Annotated in this window: 10 protein-coding genes; 4 read left to right on the top strand and 6 right to left on the bottom strand. The window is 69.5% G+C overall.

Annotation, left to right across the window (positions count from 1 at the left end; translation table 11 throughout):
• Window positions 1-83 precede the first annotated feature (83 nt).
• Window positions 84-1,442, bottom strand: coding sequence for an RtcB family protein (locus D7Y21_RS15830; RefSeq protein WP_121714139.1), 1,359 nt, complete (start codon window positions 1,440-1,442; stop codon window positions 84-86).
• Between the two features lie 235 nt (window positions 1,443-1,677).
• Between D7Y21_RS15830 and D7Y21_RS15825 the strand changes: the two genes are divergently transcribed.
• Window positions 1,678-1,959 (top strand): hypothetical protein, encoded by a 282-nt coding sequence (locus tag D7Y21_RS15825; RefSeq protein WP_120564734.1) that lies wholly within the window; start codon window positions 1,678-1,680, stop codon window positions 1,957-1,959.
• 80 nt (window positions 1,960-2,039) lie between these two features.
• Here D7Y21_RS15825 and D7Y21_RS15820 read toward each other — a convergent pair whose 3' ends face one another.
• A complete protein-coding gene (locus D7Y21_RS15820) occupies window positions 2,040-2,390 on the bottom strand; it encodes a DUF2019 domain-containing protein (protein ID WP_199724468.1) in 351 nt (116 codons plus the stop codon).
• A 205-nt stretch (window positions 2,391-2,595) separates the two neighbouring features.
• Window positions 2,596-4,023 (bottom strand): BTAD domain-containing putative transcriptional regulator, encoded by a 1,428-nt coding sequence (locus D7Y21_RS15815; protein WP_255427323.1) that lies wholly within the window; start codon window positions 4,021-4,023, stop codon window positions 2,596-2,598.
• Between the two features lie 52 nt (window positions 4,024-4,075).
• Between D7Y21_RS15815 and D7Y21_RS15810 the strand changes: the two genes are divergently transcribed.
• Window positions 4,076-4,402 carry a pilus assembly protein N-terminal domain-containing protein gene (locus D7Y21_RS15810; RefSeq protein ID WP_158619309.1) on the top strand — a complete coding sequence of 109 codons (327 nt, stop codon included), beginning with the start codon at window positions 4,076-4,078 and terminating at the stop codon, window positions 4,400-4,402.
• A gap of 22 nt (window positions 4,403-4,424) precedes the next feature.
• On the opposite strand, the gene D7Y21_RS15805 is transcribed toward D7Y21_RS15810, so the two are convergent.
• Window positions 4,425-4,877, bottom strand: coding sequence for a PaaI family thioesterase (locus D7Y21_RS15805; protein WP_120564738.1), 453 nt, complete (start codon window positions 4,875-4,877; stop codon window positions 4,425-4,427).
• On the bottom strand, window positions 4,877-5,326 hold the full coding sequence (locus D7Y21_RS15800) for a PaaI family thioesterase (RefSeq protein WP_120564788.1): 450 nt from the start codon (window positions 5,324-5,326) through the stop codon (window positions 4,877-4,879). Before D7Y21_RS15800 ends, D7Y21_RS15805 begins: the two co-directional genes overlap by 1 nt.
• 160 nt (window positions 5,327-5,486) lie before the next feature.
• Between D7Y21_RS15800 and D7Y21_RS15795 the strand changes: the two genes are divergently transcribed.
• A complete protein-coding gene (locus D7Y21_RS15795; RefSeq protein ID WP_121714136.1) occupies window positions 5,487-8,930 on the top strand; it encodes an amidohydrolase family protein in 3,444 nt (1,147 codons plus the stop codon).
• A 61-nt stretch (window positions 8,931-8,991) separates the two neighbouring features.
• Here D7Y21_RS15795 and D7Y21_RS15790 read toward each other — a convergent pair whose 3' ends face one another.
• Window positions 8,992-9,189: a hypothetical protein gene (locus tag D7Y21_RS15790; protein ID WP_121714134.1), complete on the bottom strand. Its 198-nt coding sequence runs from the start codon at window positions 9,187-9,189 to the stop codon at window positions 8,992-8,994.
• Window positions 9,190-9,594: 405 nt separating this feature from the next.
• Here D7Y21_RS15790 and D7Y21_RS41440 point away from each other — a divergent pair, with 405 nt between their 5' ends.
• Complete coding sequence (locus D7Y21_RS41440; protein ID WP_147443260.1) at window positions 9,595-9,807, top strand: hypothetical protein; 213 nt, start codon at window positions 9,595-9,597, stop codon at window positions 9,805-9,807.

Below are 9,807 nucleotides of genomic sequence, written 5' to 3'. Positions count from 1 at the left end.
GGGGGCATGGGTGGGGCTCCAGGCGGAGGCCCAGTCTACCGCCGCCCGGCCTCCCCCACGAGTCCCCTTCCAGGGATACCCCGTCAGTCCGCGCCCTTGATGCAGGCCACCGGCTTGAGGCGGTGGGCCACCCGGGCGAGTCCCGCCTGCTCCACCGTCTCCAGCACGTCGTCCAGGTTCTTGTAGCAGGGCCCGGACTCGTCCAGCGGCGTGGTGCGGGTGTTGAGCAGGATGCCGGCCTCCGCCATGCGCCGGTCCGTCTCCTCCTGCTGGAGCTGCCGGCGCGCGGCGGAGCGTGACAGCCGCCGGCCGGAGCCGTGGTTCACCGAGTAGATGGACTTCTCCGCCCCGGGCTCCGCGAAGAGGATGGCGCTGCCCGTCTCCATGGAGCCGGGGATGAGGATGGGGTGCCCGGTGGCCTCCCACGTCGTGCCCTTGAGGGCCGGATGTCCCGCCGGAAAGGCCCGCGTGGCGCCCTTGCGTGCGACGAACCTACCGCCCTCGCGCTGGATGAGGTTGTGGCTGATCTCGTAGTAGATGTTCGCGGTGCCGCCGAACACGTCCTCGATCGCCCCGCACACGGCCTCGCCGATGAGCAACCGGTTGGCCACGGCGAAGTTGGCCGCCATGTTGTGCAGGTTCCAGTAGCTGCGGCCCAGAGCGCTGTCCGCGTCCAGCCAGACGAAGTCCTCGCTGCGGCTCTTGAGGCCCAGCTGCGCGGCGCCCGCCACGAAGAAGTGCTTGGCGATGTTCCAGCCGAAGCCCCGGCTGCCGGTGTGGAGCATCACCCAGACGCGGCCCGTCTCATCCACCTGCATCTCGGTGAAGTGGTTGCCGCCGCCCAGGCTGCCCAGCTGGCCGCGCTTGTCGAAGGCGCGCTCTGGGATGGACACGCCGGTGTCCTCCACGGGGATGAAGTCGCGCTCGGTGACGGAGCGGCTGCGGCCCAGGGCCTTGGCGCCGTGGCGTAGGACTTCCTTGAGGGTGGGTTCGCTGAGCCTGCGCTGCTTGCGTGCCCGGGTGGCGCCCACGCCCACGGCGATGCGGTCGGTCACCTCGTCGATCCACTGGCGGCGCTTCGCGGGGTCGGCGACGTCCTCCACGGTGAGGGAGGTCTGCAGCTGCACCATGCCGCAGCCGATGTCGTAGCCGGCGGCGGTGGGCAGCAGGATGCCGTCCGTCTCCACGATGGTGCCAATGGGGACGCCGTAGCCCACGTGACAGTCGGGCGTGACGGCGACGCGGGTGACGCCGGGGAAGGTGGCGGCGTTGACGACCTGATCGAAGACGGCGTCTTCCAGCGGGGGGGCTTCCGGGTTGCCTTCCTCCCCCCAGAGGAGCTTGTCGGAGAGGAACAGGTCCGCGTGCACACGCATCGTCTTGGTGCGTGGCAGGACGTAGTGGCCCTCGGAGACCTTTTCCAGGTGTTGCTTCCAGCTCATGGTGAATCCCCCAGGTGGGTGAACCCGCGGCAGGGACGAAGCCCTCCATCATCCCTGACGGTGCCGGTTTCCGGACACACGATTGGCTGCCTGCCTGGCCTGTGCCGAGCAGAAACCCCGTGGGGTGGACGGAGGGAACGGCCGGGAGTGCACGGAGCGGCATTCAGACAAGCCTGGGGGTTGCGGCGGCGGATCGGCATTCCCATTTCTGCAGCGTGCATCAAGGGGGTGGGCGATGGGGTTTTTGACGGGGATGGTGCTGTCGGTGGCGTTGCAGGCGGGGCCGGTGGAGATGACCGCGGCTCCGGTGTTCAATCCCTCGCTGTGCGCCAAGAAGCGCGTGGATCCATGCGGGTGCCACCACGTGTACGGCATCCGGCACTGCCACCAGAACCGGAAGAGCAACCACTGCGAGGCGCAGGTCCGCGCCTACGTGCCGGACGTGGAGCAGGAGACCGCGGAGGCCACGAATCCGCTCCAGAGCCTCATCGACCCGGCGAAGTCCGTGTCCATGTAGGACGGTTCCTGAGTGGGAGTGGAATCACCGGGCGTCCTTCCCTGAAGAGGGGAGGGCGCCATGGTGCGTTGTGGGGACGGCTATCCCGGGTCCAGGGTCCAGGTGCCTTCGTCCCATCGCTTCAGTGCTTCCGAAGCTTCAAAGGGCACGAGTCCCTGGCCCTTCGCGGCTTCCTCCAAGACCGCCCTGGCTTCCGCTGTCCGGTAGCGAAGCAGGTGGGCAGCGGCCATGACCCGCACGTCCATGCGCTCATGCTTGAGCAGTACGAGGAGCGCATCCCGTCCAGGATCGCCGTGGGCCAGGAGTTGATCGATCGCGGCTCCGTACTTCCTGGCGTGCTTGTTGCCGGTCTTCGCGTCTCCCTTCCAGATGGCATCGGTCTGGGTGGCGACGTGCAGTGCGACCTGTTCGACCAGCTTTTCCAAGGTCATTGCCAGAGTCCCTTCGACACGTTCTCGATGGCCCGCAGTCCGAAGTCGCGCTGGGCCGCGTACGACTGGGTGCTCAACCATTGCCGCACGGTCAATCCGCCTGAGCCCGTGAGGTTATGCCGGATCACCGAGACGCTCCGTGAGAGTCATTTGAGCATGCAATGGCAGACGAATGCAGAGGGCATGCTCCGCGCACAGCCCCGCCTCAATGCGCGGCGACAAACTCGCCGGGCAGTGCCTCCGAACGGCTCACCTCGAGCTCGCTCTCCGAGCGGATGATGACCCAGCGCGCCTGCGGCGACACGCGCAGGGCCACCACGTTCGGTGCCAGGCGGCGCATCTCCGGCTTGTAGGGCATCACCGCCAGCGGCTGCGCCGCGTGCGGAGGGTCGGGTGGCCTCGGCGCGGAGGGCTGCGGCGTCGGCTGGGCCCCAGACGTGCGATTCATCAGCGCGAGGACCTTCACCGTGGGGCGCTCCGGCGTCGGAGCAGGATTCACCGTGGACGGCTGTACGCCCGGAGGACTCCGCGGCAGCGCGGGCAAGCCCCGCGGCACACCCGTCAGGGCCTTCTGGGGCACGCTCCTGCCCACCGTGACCGGCGTGATGCCCGGGGGTGTATTCCCTCCCGGCCGCGCGGCGCCGGGCGCCGGTGGCTCCCCGAAGGCGGACATCGACACGATGACCTTTGGCAACGGCGCGGCCTCCGGTGCACCCGCCGCCACCTGTGCCATGGAACGCGACATCGACTCCGTCGCCGAATCCAGCGCGGGCGTCACGGCCGGCATGGCAGGACGCGGATGAGGCAGCACCGCCTGTCGCCCCGGCCCCGGCATCGCGCTCGGTGTCCCACGGACGTTCACCGGCGTGATGGGCGGCGCCGCCGGAAGACTCCGCGGTGCGTCCGGCTCCTGCGCGGCGTTGAGCACGATAGGCGTCAGCACGCGGCGCATCCGTCCGGGCGGTGGCGTCGGCGGCGGCAGCCGGTCGAAATGGTAGAGCTCCTCGTCCTCCAGCGCCGTCGGCGTCACCGCGCCCTGACCCATCCGCACCACTTCCTGCTGCAACGTCGGGTCGCGCGGATCCAACTCCAGCGCTGCCTTCAGGGCGCCTCGCGCACGGGACTCGCAACCGAGTGACAACAGCACCTGCGCGGCTTTACGGTACGCGGCGATCGCCTGTACCTTCTGCCCCGCGCGGCGGCAGGCCTCCGCCAGCCGGACGCGCACATTCGCGTCGCGCGGCAGCAACTTCGCGAGCTGCGCGTACGTTTCCACGCACTGCGCATACCTCCCCCGCTGGTACAGCGCGTAGGCGGTTTCCTTCAACTCCCGCAGCTTCATCGACTCGCGCTCGCTCATGGGGGTCTCCGCATCGGTGTCGCTCCCGTGAGCTAGCAGGCGACGTGCCGCGCTCCCGTGACGCGCGCTCGCGTTCACTGCCGTGCCCCCACCGCGACCCCAGGCTGGAAACCCTGTTCTCCACCCGGCGGACCCCAAGGCAATCCACCGTGCCCCCGTGCACGCTGTCCGCTGAAGAACCCGGCATGAACCCTGTAGAAATGGGAACCACGCTGTAACAACGTCAGTGCCCGCATCGCGGGGGCTCTCGGGAGACGTCGGATGCCCACGCATGGGACATTGGGGCAGCTCCGGACTCTCCCGGAGTCACCCGGAGGTCGCATCCATGGCTTCACGCTTCGTGGCCCTGACGTTGGGAACCCTGCTGCTCAGCGCCCTGCCCGCGGGGGCCAGGGAGCCCGCCGCTCGCGCTGGGGACACGAAGGAGCTTCCTGCCGCGGACGAGACGCTCACCCTGAAGAAGGGCGCGAAGCAGGTGCTGACGGTGCCAGGGATGAGCCGCGTGGCGCTGGGCGACCCGTCCGTCGCGGACGTGAAGACCACCGGAAAGGACGGCGTGGAGGTCTCCGCGCTGGCGAAGGGGACGACCACGCTCATCATCTGGGGCGCTGACGGCAAGCGCCGCACGTACCGCATCGTGGTGGACGGCTAGCGTCCCCCCGAGCTTTGGAGCCTCACGGCTCCGACAGCAGGAACAGCGCGTGCGAGCTGGCGATGGGCCGCGTGCGGTCGTCCTGCCAGGCCTCCACGCGCACGTTGGCCACGCGCCGTCCCTGCCGCGTGATGAACGCTCGCGCGAAGGTGTCCTGCGCCTTGCCCGAGCGCAGGAAGTCCACCGTGGTGGAGATGACCTTGGGCACACGCTCGGTGTCCGTCTGGAGCAGCAATTCGAAGATGGCGCTCGACTCCAGCAGCGCCCCCAGCGTGCCGCCGTGCAGCGCGGGCAGGATGCTGTTGCCAATGAGGTGCGGGGCGTAGCGCATGCGGCAGAGCATCTCGCCGGCCAGGTTCTCCACCCCAATGCCCACGAAGCGCGTGTAGGGGATGGCGTCCGTGAGGCGGTGGTACTCGCGCGACTTGCGCACCTGGCGCACCAGGTCCGCGAGGGGAAGCGAAGGCGTGCTCATCAGCTCTCCACCCGCATGAAGGTGCCCTGTGACGAGGCCACCGGTGTCGCCGGGTCGCCCTGGTGCACCAGCGCGCGCACGAAGGCGACCATGCGGGTGACCTTGTAGCACTCGGCCTGAGCGGTCAGCGGCAGGCCCGGGCGCGCGGGGCGCAGGTAGTCGATTCGCAGGTCCAGCGTGACGATGGCCGCGAACGCGCCCAGCGCCGCCATCACCGCCGCGCCGCTCGCCGCGTCGATGAGCGTGGTCACCGCGCCGCCCGCCACCACCCCCGTCTCCGGGTTGCCGACGAGCACATCCGCGTACGGCATCACCACCGTCGCGTCCGTGGTCCCCACCGCTTCCAGCCGCAGCCCGAGCGCATGGTTGTGGGGCACCGCCTCGGAGAACAGGACGGAGAGCGCCTCGCGCCGCTCCGCCGGATCCGTGGGAAGACTGAAGTCCGACATGGGCTGGATGCAGTAGCAGATTCGGACCGCGCCGGGGGAACGCACCGCGGCACGCCGCGCCCAGGAACACGCCTGCCCGTCCGCGAGTTCACGGGCACCCTGCGAGCCCACGCATCCTGGCAGGATGCCGCGCCCCGCGTCTTCCCCGAGGACACTTCCGGTGAACCGACCCCTCTCCGCTCTCTGCTTCGCACTGCTCGTCCCAGGCCTGCTCCTGGCGGCGCAGCCCCTGCCCCGGCCCGCGAGTGCACCCGAGCCCGCACCCCCAGGGCAGGGTGAAGCGCCTCCGCAGGAACCGCCCAAGCCGCCCGCGCCCAAGGACACCGCGCGCGAAGCCGCCCGGGCGAGCGAGGGCGACGGCGGCACCCTGGCCCCCGTCGCCACGCCCGAGCAGCCGGACGCGAAGAAGGATGAATGGAAGGTGGACGCGCCCCCGGGCGTGGCCAGCACGCAGGTGCCCATCGACGTGCGCGAGGGCACGTGGATGAACGTGGACGTGAGCCCGCGCGGGGACGAAATCCTCTTCGACCTGCTGGGGGACCTCTACGCGCTGCCCATCGCGGGCGGCGAGGCGCGCGCGCTGACGTCCGGCGCCGCGTGGGACATGCAGCCGCGCTACAGCCCGGACGGGAAGTCCATCGTGTTCACCAGCGACCGGGGTGGCGGGGACAACGTCTGGGTGATGGACCGCGACGGCAAGAACCCGCGCGCGGTGACGCAGGAGAAGTTCCGCCTGCTCAACAGCCCGGCGTGGAGTCCGGACGGCCAGTTCCTGGTGGCGCGCAAGCACTTCACCGGCCGGCGCTCGCTGGGCGCGGGCGAGGTGTGGATGTACCACCGCGCGGGCGGTGAAGGCGTGAAGCTCACCGAGCGCGCCAACGACCAGAAGGACCTGGGCGAGCCCGCGTTCTCCCCGGACGGCCGCTACGTCTACTTCAGCCAGGACGTCACGCCGGGGAAGTCCTTCGAGTACGACAAGGACCCGAACAAGGAGCTCTACGCCATCCAGCGGCTGGACCTGGACACGAAGGAGGTGGAGCCCTTCGTCACCGGTCCGGGTGGCTCCATCCGGCCCACGCCGTCGCCGGACGGCAAGCAGCTGGCGTTCGTGCGGCGGGTGCGCGGTAGGAGCGTGCTGTACGTGACGGACGTGAAGTCCGGAGCGGAGCGCCCGCTGCATGACGGGCTCGACCGGGACATGCAGGAGACGTGGGCCATCCACGGCGTGTCCCCGGTGATGGCGTGGACGCCGGACAACAAGTCCCTGGTGTTCTGGGCGGGAGGGACGCTGCACCGCATCGACGTGGCGACGAAGAAGGTGTCGCCCATCCCCTTCCACGTGAAGGGCACGCGCACGGTGTTCGCGGCGGTGAAGGGCACTCGGCCCGTGGCGCCGGACCGCTTCGGCGTGCAGATGCTGCGCTGGATGCAGGTGTCACCGGATGGCAAGAGGCTGGTGTACCAGGCGCTGGGCAAGCTGTACGTGAAGGAGCTGCCGTCCGGGACGCCGCGGCGGCTGACGCGGCAGAACGAGCACCTGGAGTTCTATCCGTCGTTCTCCCGGGACGGGCGCTCCATCGTCTACACGACGTGGGACGACGACGCGCTGGGCGCGGTGCGTGTGGTGGCGGTGACGGGCGGCGAGGGCCGCGTGGTGACGACGCAGCCGGGCTTCTACGTGGAGCCCGCGATGAGCCCGGACGGCAAGTGGGTGGTGTACCGGACGACGGGCGACGGCTACCTGATGCCGGGCACGTGGAGCCGGGAGACGGGGCTGTTCGTGGTGCCGTCCACGGGTAGAGGCGTGGCGAGCAAGCTGACGCGCGACGGGGAGCAGCCGCACTTCGGCGCGAAGTCGGACCGCGTGTACTTCCTGCACGTGGAGTCCAAGGACGTGGAGGACGTGCGCACGCTGCGCAGCATCGGCCTGGACGGAGGCGAGCCGCGCACGCACCTGACGAGCGGGGGCGCGCTGGAGATGCGCGTGTCGCCGGATGACAAGTGGGTGGCCTTCCGCGAGGACTTCAACGCCTACGTGACGCCCTTCGTGCGCGGCGCGAAGGAGGCGCGGGTGGGGCCGGGCAGCAAGGCGATGCCGGTGACGCAGGTGAGCCGTGACGCGGGCGAATACCTGCACTGGTCCGGCGCGGACGCGCGGCTGTCCCTGCACTGGGCGCTGGGGCCGAAGCTCTACACGCGGGCGCTGAAGGACGCGTTCACGTTCATGGATGGCGCGCCCAAGACGCTGCCGCCGCCGGAGGCGGACGGGGTGGACGTGGCGTTCTCCCAGAAGTCGGACGTGCCGGAGGGGATGCTGGCGCTGGTGGGCGGGCGGCTCGTCACGATGAAGGGCGAGCAGGTGGTGGAGGAGGGCGTGGTGGTGGTGAAGGGCAACCGCATCGTGGCGCTGGGCCCGGTGGGGAAGGTGAACGTGCCCGCGGCGGCGAAGGTGGTGGACGTGAAGGGCAAGACGCTGATGCCGGGCCTGATTGACGTGCACTGGCACGGGGCCATGGGCGTGGACGGGCTGATGCCGGAGCAGAGCTGGGTGCAGGCGGCGTCGCTGGCGTTCGGGGTGACGACGCTGCACGACCCGTCCAACCACTCGGAGACCATCTTCGCCGCGAGCGAGCTGGGCAAGGCGGGGATGCTGACGTCGCCGCGCATCTTCTCCACGGGCACCATCCTGTACGGAGCGGCGAGCGCGGACGCGCACGTCGAAATCGACACGCTGGACGACGCGCGGCGGCACCTGCGGCGGATGAAGGCGTTGGGCGCGTTCAGCGTGAAGAGCTACAACCAGCCCCGGCGCGACCAGCGGCAGAAGATTCTCCAGGCGGCGCGCGAGCTGGACATGCTGGTGGTGCCCGAGGGCGGCTCGCTGCTCCAGCACAACCTGACCATGGTGGTGGACGGCCACACGGGGCTGGAGCACTCGCTGCCGGTGGCGCGCATCTACGACGACGTGCGCCAGCTCTGGAAGGGCACGCAGGTGGACTACACGCCGACGCTGGGCGTGGCCTACGGCGGGCTCATGGGGGAGAACTACTGGTACCAGAAGACGAACGTCTGGGAGGACACGCGCCTCTTGTCGTTCGTGCCCCGGCGTGTGGTGGACGGGCGCTCGCGGCGCCGCGTGATGATTCCGGACGAGGAGTTCAACCACCAGAATGTGGCCCGCGTGGCGAAGGAGCTGAACGACCTGGGGGTGAGCGTGCAGCTGGGCGCGCACGGTCAGCGTGAAGGCCTGGCGGCGCACTGGGAGCTGGCGATGTTCGTGCAGGGCGGCATGTCGCCGATGCAGGCCTTGCGCGTGGGCACGCTCAACGGCGCGCGTCACCTGGGCATGGACAAGGACCTGGGCTCGCTGGAGGTGGGCAAGCTGGCGGACCTGGTGGTGCTGGACAGGAACCCGCTGGAGGACATCTCGAACAGCCGCACGGTGCGCTACACGATGGTGAACGGCCGGCTGTACGACGCGAACACGCTGAACGAAGTGGGCACGCGGCAGCGCACGCGCGCGAAGTTCTACTTCGAGAAGGATGGCAACGAGGGCTGGAGCCCCCGCGCCACCACGCACGCCACGGAGCAGGTCTGCGATTAGGCGTCGTCCTCGTGTTGTGTGGAGCGCTCGCGGGCTGCGCAGGCGGCCCGCGACAGCTCCGTCAATCCATGGGCCCGGGGCCCGGGCCGGGCTGCGTCAGCACGGTGGATTGCCAGTGCAAGAGCGGTTCGGCGGCGGCGTGCGAGCAGGTGGAGATGATGAAGCCGCCCCGGCCCCGGAAGCCGAATCCGTTGCCTCCACCTGGAGCGGGTGAGGAACTGGAGAAGACGGAGAAGGAACGGGTCAGGGAGACCTGCACCCAGGACTACGTTCGCTGTGCTGATACTGGTGGAGACAGCAAGCCCGGACGCGTGAAGGGAGAGAGCCTTTGTGACTCTTGTCGGTCTTACTGTATGGCCAATGGGTTCTGGCCTGACGCTGTTTACACCTGGAATGGGGAGGCGCTGCCATGCCAACGAAAATGAAGAAAGCGTTCCCGGATCCGTCCTTTCGGGATCTGGCCTGGTGTGCCTTCAGTGAAGATGTATCGGAAGTGAGTGGCCTCGCGCCCAGGGACTGGCCCCGGTTCCGCGCGGGCCTCAAGCAGGTCGAGCGGCGCCATGAGGGACGGGTGCCGGCAGCCCCTCTTCATCGATACATCGCCAAGACCGCTTTCTTCTGTGGGGCGCATTGGGGGCAAACACCTCGGGTCGTGCGGGGCGCGTTGCGTGAACTCCTGCGGCATCCCCTGGAGACGATGATGTATTCCTATACGGCCGCGGAGTACTGGCAGTGGGCGTACAAGGTCTCCCCCGCGGACCTGCCCGCCGCGGAGGCCATGCTCGCGGAGGTCCGCGAGTACCTGCCGTCCCTGGACGACCACGAGCGACGCAACACGGAAGGCCTGCTGGCCTTCCTGGAGCGCCAGCGCCGCTGA

This window comes from Corallococcus sp. AB045, from assembly GCF_003668895.1.
Classification (GTDB): domain Bacteria; phylum Myxococcota; class Myxococcia; order Myxococcales; family Myxococcaceae; genus Corallococcus; species Corallococcus coralloides.
This window is presented reverse-complemented; position numbering and strand designations above follow the sequence as displayed.

Excerpts from the sequence above, each read along its gene's own strand:
- D7Y21_RS15830 (WP_121714139.1), bottom strand. The coding sequence starts at position 1,442 with ATGAGCTGGAAGCAACACCTGGAAAAGGTCTCCGAGGGCCACTACGTC.
- D7Y21_RS15825 (WP_120564734.1), top strand. The coding sequence starts at position 1,678 with ATGGGGTTTTTGACGGGGATGGTGCTGTCGGTGGCGTTGCAGGCGGGG.
- D7Y21_RS15820 (WP_199724468.1), bottom strand. The coding sequence starts at position 2,390 with ATGACCTTGGAAAAGCTGGTCGAACAGGTCGCACTGCACGTCGCCACC.
- D7Y21_RS15815 (WP_255427323.1), bottom strand. The coding sequence starts at position 4,023 with ATGCGTGGGCATCCGACGTCTCCCGAGAGCCCCCGCGATGCGGGCACT.
- D7Y21_RS15810 (WP_158619309.1), top strand. The coding sequence starts at position 4,076 with ATGGCTTCACGCTTCGTGGCCCTGACGTTGGGAACCCTGCTGCTCAGC.
- D7Y21_RS15805 (WP_120564738.1), bottom strand. The coding sequence starts at position 4,877 with ATGAGCACGCCTTCGCTTCCCCTCGCGGACCTGGTGCGCCAGGTGCGC.
- D7Y21_RS15800 (WP_120564788.1), bottom strand. The coding sequence starts at position 5,326 with ATGTCGGACTTCAGTCTTCCCACGGATCCGGCGGAGCGGCGCGAGGCG.